Origin of the sequence: Altererythrobacter ishigakiensis (assembly GCF_001663155.1) — a bacterium.
Lineage (GTDB): Bacteria > Pseudomonadota > Alphaproteobacteria > Sphingomonadales > Sphingomonadaceae > Erythrobacter > Erythrobacter ishigakiensis.
Window position 1 is genome coordinate 1181109 of sequence record NZ_CP015963.1, and the last position, 17661, is coordinate 1198769.

Sequence of the window (17661 nt, forward strand, 5' to 3'; positions counted from 1 at the left end):
TTGATGCGCGGTGAGGCCGGGCTCTATGACGATCTTGCGACGCTGGGCATTGCTTACCAGGTGCATGAGCATCCAGCAGTGTTCACTGTCGAAGAAAGTCGGGCGATCAAGACCGACATTGCGTGTCTGCACACCAAGAACCTGTTCTTGAAGGATGCAGGCGGCGCATTCTGGCTGCTCACCGTGCCTGCCGAAGCTAGAGTTGACTTGAAAGCCTTGCCACAGGCCGTTGGGTGCAAACGTATAAGCTTCGGCAAGGCTGTGGACATGGTTCGCCTGATCGGAGTTGAGCCGGGATCGGTTACGCCGCTCGCAATGATAAATGCGGCACCAGATGCGATCACCTTGGTTCTGGACGCCGATCTTGCGGCAAGTGACCCTGTCGGGGTTCACCCGCTGCGCAACACTGCCACCGTCGTGCTCGCTGGCACTGATATAGTCCGGCTTGCCCAGGATTGGGGGCACAAGCCGGTAACTGCCACCATCCCGAAAAAGGAAATGTCATGAGCATCGAGACTGTCAGCGAATACAAGTCCTTCGGTGGGGTGCAGGGTGTGTATCGCCACGCCTCAAGCGAGACCGGCACCGAAATGACATTCTCCGTCTATGTTCCGCCGCATAAGGCGGGGCAAATGCTACCGGTGCTTTGGTATCTTTCCGGCCTGACTTGCACTCATGCCAATGTCACCGAGAAGGGCGAATATCGCGCCGCCTGCGCCCGGCATGGCATCGTGTTCGTAGCGCCGGACACTTCGCCGCGCGGAGACGATGTGCCGGACAGCCCTGACGAGTATGACTTCGGCAAGGGCGCTGGCTTCTATGTCGATGCGACCCGCGAGCCGTGGTCCAAGCATTACCGGATGCGCAGCTATGTCGAGCGCGAATTGCCGGAGGTCATTGCCGCGCACTTTCTCGTCGATATGGAGCGGCAGGCTATTACCGGTCACTCGATGGGTGGGCACGGCGCTCTCACCATCGGCCTGCGCAACCCTGAGCGCTTCCGCTCGATCAGCGCGTTCTCGCCCATCGTTGCACCTAGCCAGGTGCCATGGGGCGAGAAGGCGCTGGGGCGCTACCTTGGCGAAGATCGTACGGCCTGGCGTGAATATGATGCGTTAGCGTTGATCGAAGACGGTGCGCGGCACGAACACATTCTTGTCGACCAGGGCTCCGCGGATAATTTCCTAGACGAGCAACTGCAGACACACCGGATGGTCGAGGCCTGCAACGCAGGAGGGATCAACGCGACCATCCGCATGCAGGAAGGCTATGATCATTCCTATTACTTCATCTCGACCTTAATGGCCGAACATGTCGACTGGCATACCGCCAAGCTGAAGGCCTAGGCCTGCACAACCTTCTGCTCGATTGCGCCGAAGATCGAGTGGTTGTCCTTGTCGCGCATTTCCACCCGTACGGTATCGCCCGGCTTCATGAAGTCAGTCTTTGGCGCACCATCATAAATCGTCTCAATCATGCGGATTTCCGCGATGCAGCTATAACCAAGCCCGCCTTCGCTAACCGGCTTGCCTGGTCCGCCATCGGCGCCCTTGTTGCTGATGGTGCCAGAGCCGATGATCGCGCCAGCGCCCAGATTGCGGGTCTTTGCCGCATGCGCGACCAATTGCGCCATGTTGAAGGTCGCATCGACACCCACTTCCGCGCGGCCGAAGGCTTCGCCATTGTAATCGACCATCAATGGCAAGCGGATCAGCGTATCTTTCCACGCATCACCCAGCTCGTCAGGTGTTACACAAACCGGCGAGAAAGCGCTTGAAGGTTTCGACTGGAAGAAGCCGAAACCCTTGGCCAGCTCGCCCGGGATCAGCCCGCGCAAGGATACGTCGTTTACCAGCATGATCAGCTTGATGTGGCTGGCTGCATCCTCCACGGAAACGCCCATCGGTACATCGTCGGTGATCACGGCGACTTCGCCCTCCATGTCGCAGCCCCAGGCTGTGTCGCCCAGCGGGATGTCATCGCGCGGAGCCAGGAACGTGTCGCTTCCACCCTGATACATCAGCGGATCGTGATAGAAGCTTTCAGGCACTTCGGCATCGCGCGCTTTGCGCACCAGCTCGACATGGTTGATGTAGGCGCTGCCATCGGCCCATTGGTAAGCGCGCGGCAGCGGTGAATGCGCCTCACGTTCGTGAAAACGCTCGCAGGGTACCGCTTCGTGCTCGACATCCATGGCCAGCACTTCCAGCTTGGGCGCGATCTCGGCCCAGTTGTCGAGCGCGACCTGCAAGGTCGGCGCGATATTGTCCGCCGCGCAATAGCGGGTCAGGTCTTTCGAGACGACGACAAGCTTGCCGTCGCGGGTTCCGTCATTGAGCGTGGCGAGTTTCATGAAGACCTCTCCGGGTTGTCGATCTGATTGTCTGGGTGCGCGCGCTGGAATTCAGGCATGGCAAGGCACGCTTGCGCAATGCGAGCGATATGTGGTTTGTCGCTGAAATCGAATTGGAAGCGTTCCGCATTGTAGAACTGTGGCAACAGCACGACCTCAAAGAATCCGGGGGCATCGAACAGGAAATCGCCCGCTCCAAGCTGCGCCAGCCGTTCCTCTAGCGGGGTGAACGTACGCGCCAGCCAATTGCGATACCAAATGTCGATTTCTTCCTGCGAATGGCCCAGCGGGTCTTTCAGATACTTCAGCACCGGCAGGTTGTTCACCGCGTGGGTTTCCGTCGCGATGGCATAGGCAAGTTCGCGCGCGGTGTAGCGGTTTTCGAGATCGGCAGGTAGCAGAGGCCTGTCCGGATAGGCTTCATCCAGCCACTCGATCTGCGCCATGGATTGCGCACGATCACGACCGTCGGCCTCCAACATGGGCACGCTGCCAAAGGGGTTGCGGCTGGTGAAAGCTTCACCTTTCTGCTCGCTGGTGAGCAGGTTCACCGGGATATACTCGTATTCGATACCTTTCAGCTCCAGCGCGATGCGAAGGCGATAGGTCGTCGAACTGCGAAAATATCCGTAGAGCTTCATCAAAACGCGGCCAGCCCGGTTACGCCGCGACCCAGGATCAGCGCATGGACATCATGCGTGCCTTCATAGGTATTTACGGTCTCAAGGTTCACCATGTGGCGGATCACCTGATATTCCTCGCTGATGCCATTGCCGCCATGCATATCGCGGGATTGACGCGCGATATCGAGCGCCTTGCCGACATTGTTGCGCTTAACCACACTGATCATATCAGGAGCGAAGCGGCCTTCGTCCATCAGGCGGCCCACGCGAAGTGAGCCTTGCAAGCCCAGCGCAATGTCGGTCAGCATGTCTGCCAGCTTCTTCTGGTATAGTTGTGTTCCGGCCAGCGGGCGGCCGAACTGCTTGCGGTCCAGGCCATATTGCCGCGCGGCGTGCATGCAGAACTCTGCCGCGCCCATTGCGCCCCAGCTGATCCCGTAACGTGCGCGGTTGAGACATCCGAAGGGACCTTTGAGACCTTGCACGTTCGGGAGAAGCGCGTCAGGGCCGACTTTTACATCATCCATCATGATCATGCCGGTGGTCGATGCGCGTAGTGAAATCTTGCCTTCGATCTTGGGCGCGGAAAGCCCCTTCATGCCTTTTTCCAGCACGAAGCCGCGAATGCCGCCGCCGTGCTCCTCGCTTTTTGCCCAGACCACGAAGACATCGGCGAAAGGCGCATTCGAGATCCAGGTCTTCGAGCCATTGATCACGTAACCATCGCCGTCCTTGCGCGCGACAGTCTTCATGCCCGCCGGATCACTACCCGCATCGGGTTCAGTCAGGCCGAAACAGCCGATCAGATCTCCCGATGCCAGACCGGGCAGATATTTGCGGCGTTGTTCCTCTGATCCGTATTCATAGATCGGAAACATCACGAGCGAGCTTTGCACTGAAGCCATTGAGCGGTACCCGCTGTCGACGCGTTCAATCTCGCGTGCGATCAGACCATAGGCGACATAGCTCGCGCCTGCGCCGCCATATTCTTCAGGTATTGTTGCACCCAGCAGGCCTGCTTGGCCAAACATCGGGAAAAGCTCTGGTGCGTCGATCTCCTCAGCAAACGCTTTGATAACGCGCGGCTGTAGTTCGCCTTGCGCGAAGCCATGCGCGGCATCGCGGATCATGCGTTCGTCTTCGGTCAGCTGGGTTTCCAGATCGAAGGGATCTTCCCAGTTAAACGGCACCATTCCGGCCATTAGTTACTCCTGAAACTATCTTGCCGCCCCATTCGCAGGAATGGCGCGCGGCGACAAGAGGGGAGTAGCCCGAACTGTAGCTTTTCGAAAGCCCGAAGGCTTCAAATCAAGCGATGCCAAGAACCCCGTTCACCGCTTCCAGCATCTTTGCCGGCGGACACGGTTTTTGAAGGGTGGTTGCCCCGGGAAACTTCTTCGCGACTTCTTCATGCGTGAAGTGACCGGAGTGAAAGATGATCGGCACGTCCTCGTCAGCGAGTTTTTCGGCCAGTGCGAAAACCACGCCATCGTTGAGTTGAACATCGAGTATCGCAACGTCCGGTTTGTGCTTCTGAAATTCAAGCATTGCCGATGAAATCTTGCGATGGGGCCCGAGTACATTGTAGCCCGCTTCTTCCACGGTATCGCAAAGGTCGATTGCGATGATCGGTTCGTCTTCGGCGACGAGGATGCAAGGTTGAGTCATTCGGTGATCCCCTCTCCTGGATACCCTTGTAACCCAATTGTAACCCCGGATGGCAGGGATTGGTTCCCTGATCTATCCGTTGCGGCCGAATTTGTCGCTGAATTCGGTTTCATCGCCTGCACTCAGCATTTTGGCCTGCTCCACCCAATTGTCGCGCAGGATTCGCCCTTGAAACTTGCCGAGCTTGGCATCCACGCGATTGATGTCGGCATCGCTCCAGGCTGCGATCTCTCCGAATGTAGTCACGCCCATGCTGTTTAACATTGCCGCGATCTTGGGGCCCAATCCCTTTATGCGAGTAAGGTCATCACCAGCTGGCGATGCAGGCTTGTTGGGAGTGACCTGGGCACCGGCCTCTGCATCCGCCAACGCGCCTGCATGTGCAATCTCTTGTGAATTTGCGACCTGCGAAAGTTCGCCCGGACCCTGGCCTGCATCGATCAGCGCCTGATTGCGATGTGCCCGCTCAGCCCCTTCGTCGAGTACGTCCCTGATCGTGCTTTCCCGCACGACTGATGTCTTGCGATTAGCGCGCATGATGAGCCACGCGATGGCTATCAGCGCGACAAGTCCAATACCGATATAGAGACCATAAAGCTCGAAAAGTTCTGCCGCGGTCATGAAACTATATTTTCCCTAGCTGGTGGTTTCGCCGCCAATATTCTTGCGAAACAACAGTCGATCTTCCTCGCCGAATCCCTTGCGCCAGATCACAAAACCATAAGTGGCGAGGATTGCCGGAATTCCAATGAGCAATTCCGCCCATTCAGGCATGAACTGCGTGAAAAGAAAACCGACGAGCACGGCCGGTGCGCTCGCCCAAACGAGTCCCCAGCGCCAGTTACTGACTGGAGCCTTGAGCAATTTCTTTAGCACCAGTGCTTTGATCAGGCTTGAGGCGCCAAGAGCCAGAAACAACGCCAGCGCTGCGCCTGCGGCTTTAAACCCTTCGCCCATCTGGCAACGCTCGGCGAGCATTATAAGGCCGATTGTCAAAGCCGCTTGAAGTCCAATTACACCCACTGAGATCGCAAGGTTCCGTTTGCGCGCAATATAGACGAGCACGCTTTCCGAAACGACCGCCATCGATGCCACAACCTCTGCAGCTAACAGGATAGCCAACGCGCCGGTACCGCCGACTATTGCAGGGCCGCCTAGCCCCATCACCGCTTCGCCGGGGATGGCAAGCGCCAAAGCGATCGCAGCCTGCACTGCAATAATCCAGAAGCCGACTTGTCGGACTTGTGCGGCTATCGCGGCCATGTTCCCGACTTTGAGGTTTTTGGTAATCACGGGAGAGAGTATCGGCTCGAAACTGGACTTGAGCTTCTGCGGCAGCGTGACGACTTCCTTTGCAAAAAAGTAGATCCCAACCGCGCGCTCAGATGTGAATTGTCCCAGCAGGAATACATCTAACAGTCGCGTACTTCGCTCAATTACATCTGCGCCTGACAATGGCATCGCTCGCACCACCAGTTTGCCGAGATACCCAAGTCGCGGGCGCCAGTGATCGGGCAAACCGTATGTCCGCACGAATGACCACAGCGCGGTCAAAAGTGCGGCATAGATTGCCGCGATGAAAGCGAGCGCCAATCCGCTTTCGCGGGTTCCGGGGATGTAAAAGAACGCCAGCACTGCGATCGATTTGACCCAAGGCTCAACCAAGGCGCGTGCGCGCACGGTCGTAGCAATATCATAACGATAAGCCTGAGCAGCGAGCAGAATTTCGGTCAACGCGAATGCGGGGATGGCGGCCACCATCCAGATGTCGAGCGAACCGTTCATCCCGTTAGGGAACATGATCGCTGGGAATACCAGCACTAGAGCGGCGGCCAATGCGCAAACAACCAGCGATGCCAGCAATCCGTCGAAAACCAGATTGACCGGTTTCTGCCCCTCTTCATCTGTGCCCTCGGTCAGACGTTGTGCGAGGCCGCGCTTCTCACCCAGGGCGCAGAAAAGCGCGAAAATCTCGATAATAACAAAGGCGGAGGCAAAGCGCCCCATATCTTCCACGCCGTAGAGCCGATATCCGATGAAAAGGAACGGGATGCCGCCAGCCAACCTTAGAATAAAGCCTAAAGTATTGGTGCGCCCGCCCTTGGCGAGCGTTGCCATATCGTCCTGATGCGCGGAGGCACCGTCGTTCATACAGGCTCACCTTGTTCGGTGGTAAGCGGCCGCGCGAGCAATTGCGCAACGACCTTGGCTGGTTCGGCCCCACTCAGCAGCGTATTGACGGCGGCAACAATCGGCATGTCGATGTCGCGCTCTTGCGCCAATTTGTGCAGCACTGGCGCGGTGTGTGCACCTTCAGCGACTGTTCTGCGATCAGCCATCAATTGATCGGCGTCTTGCCCTTCGCCCAGCGCCTTGCCAAGAGAGAAATTACGGCTCGAAGTGCTGCTACAGGTCAGCACCAAATCGCCCAAACCGCATAGGCCCGACAAGGTATCGCGTTCGCCGCCTAGCGCCTGTCCAAAACGCAGCATCTCCGCGTAACCACGTGCGATCAGCGCCGCGCGAGCATTCTGTCCCAGCCCTAAACCGTCTACCACACCGCAAGCAATCGCGAGCACGTTCTTGATGGAGCCGCCGATCTCGGCGCCCGTCACGTCCTCGGAAAAGTAAGGACGGAATGTCGGGCGAGCGATGGCGGTGACAAGCCGATCCCATTGCGCCTTGCCGCCGCTACACGCCAAAGTAACAGCTGTTGGCAATCCATCGGCCACTTCATGGGCGAATGTCGGGCCAGATAGCACCGCAACTTTGCTGTCAGGCAGTGCGTCTGTCGCGACTTCATTCATCAGCCGGCCGCTGCCCGCTTCTATTCCCTTGCTACAGAGCACCAGATCGCTTGGTGCCGCCGGCATTTGGTTCAGCACGCTGCCCAAATGCTGTGCAGGCGTAACGGCGAGCACGATTTCGAATTCGTTGAATTCGCCAAGATTACCAGTTGCGCGGATTGTATCGGACAGATTAGCGGTAGGCAGATAAGTCGAATTGCAATGTGCCGAGTTGATCTCTTCGACGACGTCAGATTCAAGCGCCCAGATGAGTACATGCCGCCCGTCACTTGCGAGCATCTGCGCCAGCGCCGTACCCCACGCACCTGCACCCAGCACGCCGACCGGTCGATGTTTGGTCATGCCTTTACTCCTGCGCCTCGAGCTGGATCTGCTTGCGGGTCGAGCGGCCAACGTGGACGCGCTGCGACATCCAACGGATCGAATTTGTTGAGTGGCAGCCGTTCGCAGCCCGCCCATGCGATCATCGCAGCATTATCGGTACACAGCGCCATAGGAGGAGCAGTGAAGCCCATACCATGCTGTTGGGCAAGTGTTTCGAGCGCGGCGCGAATTGTTTGGTTGGCTGCGACACCACCAGCGACCACGAGGTTTGCAGGTGTATCGATGCGCACAAGAGCGGCTTCCAGCCTGTCGATCAAGCAATCAACCGCCGCTTGCTGGAAGCTGGCGGCGATATCGGCGTCATTGTGATTACCACTCTCTTTCGCCCGCAGGACGGCGCTCTTGAGCCCGGCGAATGAAAAGTGCGGCTCTTTCGAGGCCCTGAGAGGGCGCGGTAATGGAACCGCGTTCGCATCGCCTTCCTTCGCCAATCTTTCGATCGCAGGACCTCCTGGATATCCAAGGCTTAGGATCTTTGCGCTCTTATCGAATGCCTCTCCCAGTGCATCATCAATCGTGGTGGCCAAGCGACGATATTCGCCGACTCCTTCGACTTGCAGAATCTGACAGTGTCCGCCTGAAACGAGCAGCAAAAGGTATGGAAATTGCAGATCGGGATCGGAAAGACGAGGGCTCAGTGCATGTCCCTCAAGGTGATTGATAGCTAACAGCGGAGTGTCAGATGCCATCGCCAACGCCTTGGCTGTGACCAGCCCAACCATCACTCCGCCGATCAGGCCTGGGCCCGCTGTAGCGGCAATCGCGTCGCAATCGCTTAGAGTCAGGCCTGCCTCTGACATAACTGTCTCAAGCATGGGAGCCAACTTCTCTGCATGCGCGCGCGCGGCGATTTCCGGCACCACGCCGCCGTAGGGCGCGTGCTCTTCAGTCTGCGAGGCGATCCGCTCGGCCAGAATCTGACGCTCGCTCGTGACCAAGGCCACGGCGGTTTCGTCGCAACTCGACTCTATGCCCAGAACGATCCGCGGCTTTGTGCTCATGGCGCTTTCCCTTAGAGAATTACGGGGTTAGAGCAAGCATAGCGATGACAGATACGACACCAATGATCCGTTTGGGAACGCGCAACTCGCCACTGGCAATGGCGCAGGCATACGAAACTCGGCAGCGGCTGTGTGAGGCACATGGATGGAGCGAGGATCAGGTGGAGCTTGTTCCGGTGCTCGCGAGCGGCGACAAGGTACTTGACCGACCGCTGGCGGAAATCGGCGGCAAGGCTCTGTGGACCAAGGAATTGGACTTCTGGCTGCATGAGGGCAGGATCGACGCTTCAGTCCATTCGATGAAGGATGTGGAGACATTGCGGCCTGAAGCGCTCGTCATAGCGGCAATTCTCCCGCGCGCGGACACCGCAGATCGATTGGTAGGCGCCACGTCAGTTAAGGATATTCCCACGGGTTCGACTGTGGGCACCAGCGCGCCGCGCCGGGCTGCACAGCTTCTTCATGCGAGGCCTGACTGCAAGGTCGTTTCGTTTCGTGGGAATGTTGCGACGCGTCTATCCAAACTTGAGAAAGGCGAGGCCGACTGCACTCTGCTGGCCTCTGCCGGACTTGACCGGTTGGGCGAGGATGAAGTCGGCGTGCGATTGGATCCTGAATCCTGGCTACCAGCACCAGCTCAAGGCGCGATAGGCATTGAATGCCGGGCGGATGATGGCCAGACACGTAGCCTGCTTGCGGCGATCAATCACGCACCCAGCCATCATGCTTTGATGGCAGAACGCGCATTGCTGAAAGCTTTAGGCGGTAATTGCCACAGCCCCATTGCAATGCTGACAACAGCGCATGAAGATGTGTTGGCGTTGCGCTGTGCGCTGTTTAGTCCGGACGGCGTGGAGCGGATCGAAGCCACACATAGTGGTTTGGCAGAAGATTTGGCTTGGGTCGCGGCCATGGGTGAAGACCTGATGGCGCGCCTAACGCCAGGTATGGTGCCGCATTTCGGGCATCACGACAATTGACCAAGGTCTTCGCCATCCGGCCCGAGCCGGGGCTTTCAATGACCATCGCTGCAGGTGCTGCGCGCGCCCTGCCAATTTCAGGAGTGCCGCTTTCGAAAGTCATCCCTTGCGGATGGACATTGCCCGAAGTGGAGAAATTTGATGCTTTGCTGGTGGGGAGTGCCAATGCCTTCCGCCACGGAGGCGAGAAGCTTGAAGCGTTGACACATTTGCCTGTTCTTGCGGTTGGGCAGGCGACAGCACAGGCTGCACGCGATTCAGGCTTTAATGTTGCACTCTCAGGCGTCGGCGGACTGCAATCTGTACTCGATCAGTCAGCGGGTGAGTTTCAGAAGCTGTTGCGGCTTTCTGGCGAGGAGCATGTTCCCCTCTGCCCGCCAGACAATGTGCAAATCACAGACAGGATCGTGTACCGGATCGGAACGGTTGATTTGCCCGAAGAGTTCGCAGACGAACTTTCCATGGGTGCACTTGTGCTGCTCCACTCAGCCGCTGCCGCTGATCATTTTTCGAGCGAATGCAACCGCTTGGGTGTCAATCGTGAGAAGGTTTCTCTGTGTGCGCTTGGGCCACGTATTCTCGAGCCGGTTGGCGAAGGTTGGCAAGATGCGCGCGCGGCTGCTAATCCCAATGAGAACGATCTTTTGGCCTTGGCAATCCAGATGTGCCAAGGATAGGCATTAACGGGTACAGCTTGGCGAAAGCCAACGGGTTGCAGAACGGAAAATTATGGAATCTAGGTTTGGCAGCCGACGCAAAGGGCCTTCGATGCGCCCCATTTTCGGAGCAGCAGTTGGAGCATTCCTGCTCGGGGTATCCATCGTCGGCTATTTCTATTGGCGTGACATGCAGGATGAGGAGCCCGTCGCACTCTCGGATGGCATGGCAGAAGCTGATGCAGATCTTCCTGCATTGGTGGACGGAAGCGAAGATCCGCCAACGCCAAGCCCTGCGCCGATTGATGACCCTGCTGTCGCGGAAGCTGCTGTGGCAGCAGAAGAAGCCTCTGAAGCAGTAGAACGCGTGGCGGAACAACAAGGTGGCCTTGACCAACGTCTGGCAGCAGCTGAACAGCGTTTGGCACGGCTTGACCTTCAGGCTCAGGCCGCAGCAGGAAACGCCGCACGCGCGGAAGGGCTGCTGATTGCGTTTGCTACCCGTCGATATATCGAGCGCGGCGAAGAATTGGGATACCTTGCCGATCAGCTACGTCTGCGTTTCGGTGATAGCTGGCCCAACGCGGTGCGCACAGTTATCAGTTTTTCCCGAGATCCAATCACACTAAGCTCGCTGCAGGCCAGACTGGAAGGGCTAGGGCCCAAACTTCAGGAAGATGAAGGGATCAGTAGCTGGGCTGATCTGCGACGCGAGATCGGCGCGTTATTTGTTGTACGTCGAGAGAGCACTCCTTCACCGCAACCTGAGCGTCGCTTGGAACGCGCGCGTCAGTTCTTGGAGAGCGGACGGATCGATTCTGCTATTGGCGAAGTGCGCAATATGCCGGGTGTCGAGGCTGCAGAAGACTGGATCGTTGATGCAGAACGTTATGCCTCTGCCATGGCGGCACTTGAGACTATCGAAATGGCTGCGGTTCTTGATCCGGGCCGCCTGCGCGACGGAACTGGTACGCCTGTTGAGCAGCGGAGCCCGGTTGAGGGACCAGGAAGCGAGTAGACTCGTTAGCCGCGCAGCAATGCAGGCGCGTCGCCAGAGACCCCGCGGGCCTCGTCCATAAACCAATGCTTTAGGCTCGGCATGCGTTGTACGCCGGCCATTCCCATGCGCCGGATTGCAGAAGCTGCTTTGCCCGGTACACCGAACAACCGTGTCAATCCGTCGGTCGCTCCCATGACCATCATCGCATCAAGCGCGCGCCAATTCTCGTATTTCTTGAGCATTTCCTCATTGCCGATATCGAGGCCGAGGTGTCGTGCTTCTTCTAGCACTTCGACCAGCGCGCCGACATCGCGCAAACCAAGATTGAGGCCCTGACCTGCAATTGGATGCATGCCGTGAGCGCTGTCGCCGACCAGAACTAGCCGTTCACCTATGATCTTGGCAGTGTGTTGCAGGCTCAAGGGATATGATGATCGCTCGCTGTTCAGCGATACTTCGCCCAGCAGATCGTCCATGCGTTTGACGACCTCCGCCAGAAACGCGCGATCAGAGAGTTTGAGGATGCCCGCCGCATCCTTTTCGTCAACTGTCCAGACCAGAGAACTGCGGTGTGTACCGTCCTTCCCGTCCAGCATTGGCAGCAGTGCAAACGGCCCCGCCGGATAGAAGATTTCCCACGCAACGTTATTGTGCGGTTTGGTGTGGGTCAGGCCTACGATGATCGCGCGGTGGCCATAGTCCCACTTCGCCATTTTGAGGCCTTCCTCCTCGCGGCTAGGCGAAAAACGGCCTTCTGCGCCGACCATCAGATCGGCCGCCAGCTTTCGTCCGTCCTCCAGGGTGACCGAGACACCGAACTCGCCGCGCTCACGCGATGCGACATTCACCGGCGCATGCCAGCTGATCAACGGTTCCTGAGCCGCCGCTTCGAACAGTGCCAGGCGTAGCTGGCGGTTTGCAAACATCCGGCCAAGCGTGCCGTCATGCGGCTCTGGCGTGAAATCGAGCAGCCCAGGTTTCATCTGATCGCTTACCGCGATGCTGTCGATCGGGCTGCCGTATGGTTCCAGCGCATCTGCAATCCCGATATTGGTGAAAAGATTCCAGCTCGCGGTTGAGATGGCTGATGCCCGTCCGTCGAAGCCTTCGGCAGTCAGGCTGTCAGGATCGGCGCGGTCCACTACGTGGCTGGAAAATCCCTTGCGCGCGCCCGCAATCGCCAGCGTCATGCCAACCAGGCCGCCACCGATGATAAGTAGATCGCGTTTTTGAGGCTGTGGGTCAGGCATGGGAACTGTAACTCTCAGTATGGATTTGCGAACTGTATATGAGACCCCTAGAGGGACAGATGTGACCCAAGCAAGAATGTTCAACTCTTTTCGCGCCGTTTGGCTATTCTTGGCGCTGCTCGGCATGCTCTCGCTGGCCGTCGCTGCACGCGCGCAGGAAAACAATCTTGTCGGCAGCTTGCACGCAGAGAGTGTCGCGTCTGCGGGCGAGACACTGACGGTGGCGATACATTTTGAACCGGTATCCGATGAATGGCACGGCTATTGGTCGAACCCGGGCGACGCGGGTTTGGGTATGTCGCTTGAGTGGGAATTGCCTGAAGGCTGGGACGCCGGCGAGCCCCTGTATCCCGTGCCACAAAAGCTCTCGATCGCGGGGTTGATGAACCACGTCTATAAAGGCGCATACGCGGTCCTGGTGCCGATCAGTGTTCCCGCTGATGACGTTCTGACAGGACCTGTGCCGTTAGCGGTGAAAGGCGAATGGCTTGCCTGCACCGATGCGATCTGTGTCCCTGAACAGGGGCGGATGACGACCGTCATTCCGGTTGAAGGCAGTGCTTTCGCGCCGGATGAACGCTTTGCTTCTTGGCGCGCAGCGATTGCGCCTCCGCTTGATCGTGAGGGCGCATATGAACTTAAAGTGGACAGTTTGCGCGTAGCGATCCCGATCCCAGCGACCATGAGTTTGAGCGCGCCGCACGCCTTTGTGAGCAACACGCGCGTGGTCGACTATGCTGCAACCCAAACTTTTCGGCGCAATGGCGACGTTCTGGTAGCTGAGATTCCCCGCAAAGGCCGGGGCGATTTGGAGAAACTCGAAGGCATTCTAGCGCTTGGCGATGGCAATGGGATCCGCTTCACCGCGCAGGCGGGCGAAGTACCGACAGGTGGTGAGTTGATCGCCGGACAGCCAGCCAGCACGCCGCCGATGTGGACGCTGATCCTGGGTGCGTTGGTCGGCGGATTGATTCTGAATATCATGCCGTGCGTCTTCCCGATCCTCAGCCTGAAAGCGATCAGCCTGGCGCGCGCCGGTGAGAGTGAGGCACAGGCACGCAGCGAGGGGATCGCCTATACCGCCGGCGTGGTGCTGGCCTGTGTGGCTCTGGGCGCGGTCATGCTGGCTTTGCGCGCAGCGGGTGAGCAGGTTGGCTGGGCATTCCAGCTTCAAAGCCCGGGCGTTGTCATTTTCCTGCTGATACTTGCAGCGGTGATTACGGCCAACTTTGCCGGCGTATTCGAGTTGCCGTCATTTTCCTTCACCCGGGGCGGAGAGCCGGCAAGCGCCTTTGCAACCGGGCTTTTGGCTGCATTCGCAGCGACCCCGTGCACCGGGCCATTTATGGCGGTGGCATTAGGTGCAGCGCTGTTGTTGCCACCCTTGCAGGCATTGCTGCTGTTCGCAGCCTTGGGTCTCGGATTGGCTCTGCCGTTCCTACTGATTGGTTTCGTGCCTGCACTACGCCGCATGCTGCCAAAGCCCGGCGCATGGATGAACACTTTCCGCCGCGTGATGGCGATCCCCATGGGGCTAACCGCACTCGCACTGGTATGGCTCACTCAACAGCTCGGCGGACGCGGCTTTGCCATGTTCGCACTGGTTGTTGTGTTCGGAGTGATCGTGGCGCTGTGGGTGGTCGGCAAGTTGCAACAGCGCGGCAAAATGGCGTGGCCCGCCTTCGGGCTTATCTCGGCACCGTTCTTGGTCTTCGGTGCCTTCGCCCTGCCATCAGCTTATGTCGAGCAAAGCTCAAGCACGGCAGATTCGATCCTTGCCCCGCGAACATTCAGCGAGGCGGCGCTCGCTGAGGCGCGCAGTTCCGGTCAGCCGGTCTTCATCTGGTTTACCGCCGATTGGTGTGTGACCTGCAAAGTGAACGAAAGCGTTGCGATAGAGCGGGAAAGCACCAAAGCTGCCTTTGAAGAAGCGGGTGTAATCCCCATGGTTGGCGACTGGACGCGGCGCGATGCCGAGATCAGCATGTTCCTGAACAAGCAAGGCGCAGCGGGCGTGCCACTCTACCTATGGTATGAGCCGGGAGCGGAAGCGGAACAATTGCCGCAGGTTCTGACGCCGGACATGCTTATACAGAGGGCGAAGCGCGACAATCCTCAATAAACTCGCTCGGGCGATGACTCGGATTGAGCACCAGACGTCCGCCACCTGGGATCGTGACTGCAAATTCGCGCGTACCGGTTAGAACTTCCAGCTCTTCGCTGAAGGCCGAGATTTCGGCGCGCCAGTATGACCCACCATCAATCTCGGTCGCAGCGACCGGAATACGTGCAACGTGACCATTGCCGATAAAAGCTGCGACGCCTTCAGCGTCTTTGTCGGCCGTTGCATAGCGAGTGATGAGGATGCTTGGGTGATCGCCCATATCGCCGCAACCCAGCGCCAGCAGTGGCGGCTCGCCAGGAATGCCGTAAATGATGCGGCCTTTTGTGATCGGGCTATCAGACCAGACCGCACCTTCGGTATCGGGGCTGTCGATGGGATCGGACGGACCTTGCGAGGCGGCAACGTCACCTGCGACCAGCCCCGCATCTGTTGGCGGTGGCTTACAGGCGGCTGCCGACGCAAGCAAAGTGACAATCACGGTCGCGCGGATCACCGCATCTTCCTTTGTGTCTTCCCATAGCGCATCTTGCGTGTGCCGGGTCGGCCCTCGGTCGACTTTCCCTTGATCGGGGCTTGCTTCTCTTCAAGGCCCAACTCTTCGTTTTCCAGCCGCCGGATTTCATCGCGCAAGCGGCCTGCTTCTTCGAATTCGAGGTCAGCGGCGGCTTCACGCATGCGTTTCTCGAGGTCCTCGATATAAGCGCGTAGATTGTGCCCGACCAGATTGTTGACCTCTTCATCGCCGGTATCAACCGTGATGCTGTCCTTGTTCGAGGCATGCGCGACGATGTCGGCAATGTCGCGCTTGATCGTCTGCGGCGTGATGCCGTGTTCCTCGTTGAACTGGCGCTGTTTCTCGCGGCGACGCTCTGTCTCAGCCATCGCGCGCTCCATGCTGCCGGTAATACGGTCGGCATAGAGGATGACCTTGCCATCAACGTTGCGAGCTGCGCGCCCAATCGTCTGAATCAGCGAAGTCTCTGAGCGCAGGAAGCCTTCCTTGTCCGCGTCCAAGATGCAGACCAATCCACATTCGGGGATATCCAGACCTTCGCGCAACAGGTTGATCCCCACCAATACGTCGTAAACACCCAGTCGCAGATCGCGGATCAGTTCGATGCGTTCCAGCGTTTCGACGTCAGAGTGCATGTAGCGCACCCTAACGCCTGCCTCGTGCATGAATTCAGTCAGGTCTTCCGCCATCCGCTTGGTCAGCGTTGTGACAAGCGTGCGGTAGCCCTTTTCCGCGACTTCAAGGCACTCCTGAATGCAATCTTGAACCTGATCCTCGACCGGACGGATTTCGACTGGTGGGTCGATCAGGCCAGTGGGACGGATGACTTGCTCTGCAAACACGCCCCCAGTTTGCTCCAGTTCCCATCCGCCTGGGGTGGCCGAAACGCAGACGGTTTGCGGTCGCATCGCGTCCCACTCGTTAAAACGCAGCGGGCGGTTGTCGATACAGCTGGGCAGCCGGAAACCGTATTCAGCCAGCGTCAGTTTGCGGCGGTGGTCGCCGCGCGCCATAGCGCCGATCTGAGGCACGGTCTGATGGCTTTCGTCTACAAACAGCAGCGCGTTTTCAGGAAGATATTCGAAAAGGGTTGGCGGCGGTTCACCCGGAAGACGACCTGTGAGGAAGCGTGAATAGTTCTCGATTCCTGCGCAGCTACCGGTCGCTGCGATCATTTCCAGATCGAAATTGGTGCGCTGCTCCAGCCGCTGGTGCTCTAGCAGCTTGCCCTCGGCTTCCAGCTCCTTCAAGCGTTCTTGCAGCTCGAATTTGATGGCTTCGGTAGCTTGCTTCATAGTTGGGCCGGGTGTCACATAATGCGAGTTTGCGTAGACCCGCACTGTGTCGAGTGATGCGCCCTTTTTTCCGGTCAGCGGATCGAACTCGCTGATGTCTTCGATCTCGTCGCCGAAGAAACTGATGCGCCATGCCATGTCTTCATAGTGGCTGGGGAAGATCTCCAGATTGTCGCCACGCACGCGGAAGGAGCCGCGCGCAAAGGCTGCATCATTGCGCTTGTATTGCAGGCTCACGAGTTTGCGGATCAGTTCGCGCTGATCGACGACTTCATCCTTCTTGATGTCGAAGATCATCGCCGAATAGGTTTCTACCGAGCCAATGCCGTATAGGCAGGATACCGATGCCACGATGATGACATCGTCACGTTCAAGCAGTGCGCGCGTAGCGGAGTGTCGCATGCGATCAATCGCCTCGTTTACGCTCGATTCCTTCTCGATATAGGTATCAGAGCGCGGGACGTAGGCCTCTGGCTGGTAGTAGTCGTAATAGCTGACGAAATATTCGACTGCGTTGTTCGGGAAGAAGCTCTTGAACTCTCCATAGAGCTGCGCGGCGAGGATCTTGTTGGGCGCGAGCACGAGAGCAGGGCGCTGCATCTCTTCGATTACCTTGGCCATAGTGAAGGTCTTGCCTGAACCCGTGACACCCAGCAGTGTTTGCGTCTGCTCGCCTTCCTGAGCGGCTTCGACCAGTTCGTTGATCGCGGTGGGTTGATCACCTGCCGGCTGGTAATCGCTCACCAACTCGAACCTTTTGCCCGGCATCGATTTTTCCGGGCGGGCAGGGCGATGGGGAACGAACTCCTCACCTGTCTCGGGTTCGTCCAGCCCGCGTCTGATCACCAATTCGGCCATGGCAGAACATATGGGGGACAAGCCCAAGATTCGCAACGACGCTATCTGGCGATGCTGGAGACAATCCCAAGAATGTTCAGCTATACGGTCAATGGGACATGGACACCACGCTTGGCGCAAATCATTCAGCCGATGCAGCGCGGCTTA

General features: G+C 58.2%; 17 protein-coding genes. 6 read left to right on the top strand and 11 right to left on the bottom strand.

Annotation, left to right across the window (positions count from 1 at the left end):
• Nucleotides 1-3 precede the first annotated feature (3 nt).
• The gene (locus A6F69_RS05505; protein ID WP_067598405.1) at nt 4-507 is read left to right on the top strand and encodes a prolyl-tRNA synthetase associated domain-containing protein; all 504 of its coding nucleotides are present in this window, start codon (nt 4-6) and stop codon (nt 505-507) included.
• Nucleotides 504-1346: an S-formylglutathione hydrolase gene (gene fghA / locus A6F69_RS05510; protein ID WP_067598408.1), complete on the top strand. Its 843-nt coding sequence runs from the start codon at nt 504-506 to the stop codon at nt 1344-1346. The genes A6F69_RS05505 and fghA overlap by 4 nt, the downstream gene beginning before the upstream one ends.
• Here the strand turns inward: fghA and A6F69_RS05515 are convergent.
• The 8 genes from A6F69_RS05515 to tsaD form a co-directional block, all read right to left on the bottom strand.
• A complete protein-coding gene (locus A6F69_RS05515) occupies nt 1343-2353 on the bottom strand; it encodes a fumarylacetoacetate hydrolase family protein (protein ID WP_067598411.1) in 1011 nt (336 codons plus the stop codon). The two genes, fghA and A6F69_RS05515, sit on opposite strands and share 4 nt — an antisense overlap.
• Nucleotides 2350-2994: a maleylacetoacetate isomerase gene (maiA, locus tag A6F69_RS05520; RefSeq protein ID WP_067598413.1), complete on the bottom strand. Its 645-nt coding sequence runs from the start codon at nt 2992-2994 to the stop codon at nt 2350-2352. The genes A6F69_RS05515 and maiA overlap by 4 nt, the downstream gene beginning before the upstream one ends.
• Entirely contained in the window at nt 2994-4169 is a 1176-nt protein-coding gene (locus tag A6F69_RS05525) for an acyl-CoA dehydrogenase (RefSeq protein ID WP_067602567.1), read from the bottom strand. Before A6F69_RS05525 ends, maiA begins: the two co-directional genes overlap by 1 nt.
• A gap of 115 nt (nt 4170-4284) precedes the next feature.
• Nucleotides 4285-4644: a response regulator gene (locus A6F69_RS05530; protein WP_067598416.1), complete on the bottom strand. Its 360-nt coding sequence runs from the start codon at nt 4642-4644 to the stop codon at nt 4285-4287.
• Between the two features lie 72 nt (nt 4645-4716).
• Complete coding sequence (locus A6F69_RS05535) at nt 4717-5265, bottom strand: hypothetical protein (RefSeq protein ID WP_067598419.1); 549 nt, start codon at nt 5263-5265, stop codon at nt 4717-4719.
• 15 nt (nt 5266-5280) lie between these two features.
• Complete coding sequence (locus tag A6F69_RS05540) at nt 5281-6795, bottom strand: lipopolysaccharide biosynthesis protein (protein ID WP_067598422.1); 1515 nt, start codon at nt 6793-6795, stop codon at nt 5281-5283.
• Nucleotides 6792-7793, bottom strand: coding sequence for an NAD(P)H-dependent glycerol-3-phosphate dehydrogenase (locus A6F69_RS05545; RefSeq protein ID WP_067598425.1), 1002 nt, complete (start codon nt 7791-7793; stop codon nt 6792-6794). The genes A6F69_RS05540 and A6F69_RS05545 overlap by 4 nt, the downstream gene beginning before the upstream one ends.
• Complete coding sequence (tsaD, locus tag A6F69_RS05550; RefSeq protein WP_067598428.1) at nt 7790-8836, bottom strand: tRNA (adenosine(37)-N6)-threonylcarbamoyltransferase complex transferase subunit TsaD; 1047 nt, start codon at nt 8834-8836, stop codon at nt 7790-7792. The genes A6F69_RS05545 and tsaD overlap by 4 nt, the downstream gene beginning before the upstream one ends.
• 98 nt (nt 8837-8934) lie before the next feature.
• Between tsaD and hemC the strand changes: the two genes are divergently transcribed.
• Genes hemC through A6F69_RS05565 form a run of 3 tightly spaced genes read left to right on the top strand, consistent with a single transcriptional unit; the run spans nt 8935 to nt 11490 of the window.
• A complete protein-coding gene (gene hemC / locus A6F69_RS05555) occupies nt 8935-9816 on the top strand; it encodes a hydroxymethylbilane synthase (protein ID WP_067602569.1) in 882 nt (293 codons plus the stop codon).
• A 38-nt stretch (nt 9817-9854) separates the two neighbouring features.
• Complete coding sequence (locus A6F69_RS05560; protein WP_067602572.1) at nt 9855-10493, top strand: uroporphyrinogen-III synthase; 639 nt, start codon at nt 9855-9857, stop codon at nt 10491-10493.
• 52 nt (nt 10494-10545) lie between these two features.
• Nucleotides 10546-11490, top strand: coding sequence for an MICOS complex subunit MIC60 (locus A6F69_RS05565; protein WP_067598431.1), 945 nt, complete (start codon nt 10546-10548; stop codon nt 11488-11490).
• 5 nt (nt 11491-11495) lie between these two features.
• Here A6F69_RS05565 and A6F69_RS05570 read toward each other — a convergent pair whose 3' ends face one another.
• Nucleotides 11496-12722, bottom strand: a complete 1227-nt coding sequence (locus A6F69_RS05570) for a UbiH/UbiF/VisC/COQ6 family ubiquinone biosynthesis hydroxylase (RefSeq protein WP_067598434.1) — start codon at nt 12720-12722, stop codon at nt 11496-11498.
• Nucleotides 12723-12783: 61 nt separating this feature from the next.
• Here A6F69_RS05570 and A6F69_RS05575 point away from each other — a divergent pair, with 61 nt between their 5' ends.
• Nucleotides 12784-14844 (top strand): protein-disulfide reductase DsbD family protein, encoded by a 2061-nt coding sequence (locus A6F69_RS05575; protein WP_245638301.1) that lies wholly within the window; start codon nt 12784-12786, stop codon nt 14842-14844.
• Here A6F69_RS05575 and A6F69_RS05580 read toward each other — a convergent pair.
• Complete coding sequence (locus tag A6F69_RS05580; protein WP_067598440.1) at nt 14810-15340, bottom strand: hypothetical protein; 531 nt, start codon at nt 15338-15340, stop codon at nt 14810-14812. The two genes, A6F69_RS05575 and A6F69_RS05580, sit on opposite strands and share 35 nt — an antisense overlap.
• Nucleotides 15337-17514, bottom strand: coding sequence for an excinuclease ABC subunit UvrB (gene uvrB, locus A6F69_RS05585; protein WP_067598443.1), 2178 nt, complete (start codon nt 17512-17514; stop codon nt 15337-15339). The genes A6F69_RS05580 and uvrB overlap by 4 nt, the downstream gene beginning before the upstream one ends.
• Nucleotides 17515-17661: the final 147 nt, after the last annotated feature.

Coding starts and splice junctions, on each gene's coding strand:
- A6F69_RS05505 (WP_067598405.1), top strand. CDS start 4: ATGCGCGGTGAGGCCGGGCTCTATGACGATCTTGCGACGCTGGGCATT.
- fghA (WP_067598408.1), top strand. CDS start 504: ATGAGCATCGAGACTGTCAGCGAATACAAGTCCTTCGGTGGGGTGCAG.
- A6F69_RS05515 (WP_067598411.1), bottom strand. CDS start 2,353: ATGAAACTCGCCACGCTCAATGACGGAACCCGCGACGGCAAGCTTGTC.
- maiA (WP_067598413.1), bottom strand. CDS start 2,994: ATGAAGCTCTACGGATATTTTCGCAGTTCGACGACCTATCGCCTTCGC.
- A6F69_RS05525 (WP_067602567.1), bottom strand. CDS start 4,169: ATGGTGCCGTTTAACTGGGAAGATCCCTTCGATCTGGAAACCCAGCTG.
- A6F69_RS05530 (WP_067598416.1), bottom strand. CDS start 4,644: ATGACTCAACCTTGCATCCTCGTCGCCGAAGACGAACCGATCATCGCA.
- A6F69_RS05535 (WP_067598419.1), bottom strand. CDS start 5,265: ATGACCGCGGCAGAACTTTTCGAGCTTTATGGTCTCTATATCGGTATT.
- A6F69_RS05540 (WP_067598422.1), bottom strand. CDS start 6,795: ATGAACGACGGTGCCTCCGCGCATCAGGACGATATGGCAACGCTCGCC.
- A6F69_RS05545 (WP_067598425.1), bottom strand. CDS start 7,793: ATGACCAAACATCGACCGGTCGGCGTGCTGGGTGCAGGTGCGTGGGGT.
- tsaD (WP_067598428.1), bottom strand. CDS start 8,836: ATGAGCACAAAGCCGCGGATCGTTCTGGGCATAGAGTCGAGTTGCGAC.
- hemC (WP_067602569.1), top strand. CDS start 8,935: ATGGCGCAGGCATACGAAACTCGGCAGCGGCTGTGTGAGGCACATGGA.
- A6F69_RS05560 (WP_067602572.1), top strand. CDS start 9,855: ATGACCATCGCTGCAGGTGCTGCGCGCGCCCTGCCAATTTCAGGAGTG.
- A6F69_RS05565 (WP_067598431.1), top strand. CDS start 10,546: ATGGAATCTAGGTTTGGCAGCCGACGCAAAGGGCCTTCGATGCGCCCC.
- A6F69_RS05570 (WP_067598434.1), bottom strand. CDS start 12,722: ATGCCTGACCCACAGCCTCAAAAACGCGATCTACTTATCATCGGTGGC.
- uvrB (WP_067598443.1), bottom strand. CDS start 17,514: ATGGCCGAATTGGTGATCAGACGCGGGCTGGACGAACCCGAGACAGGT.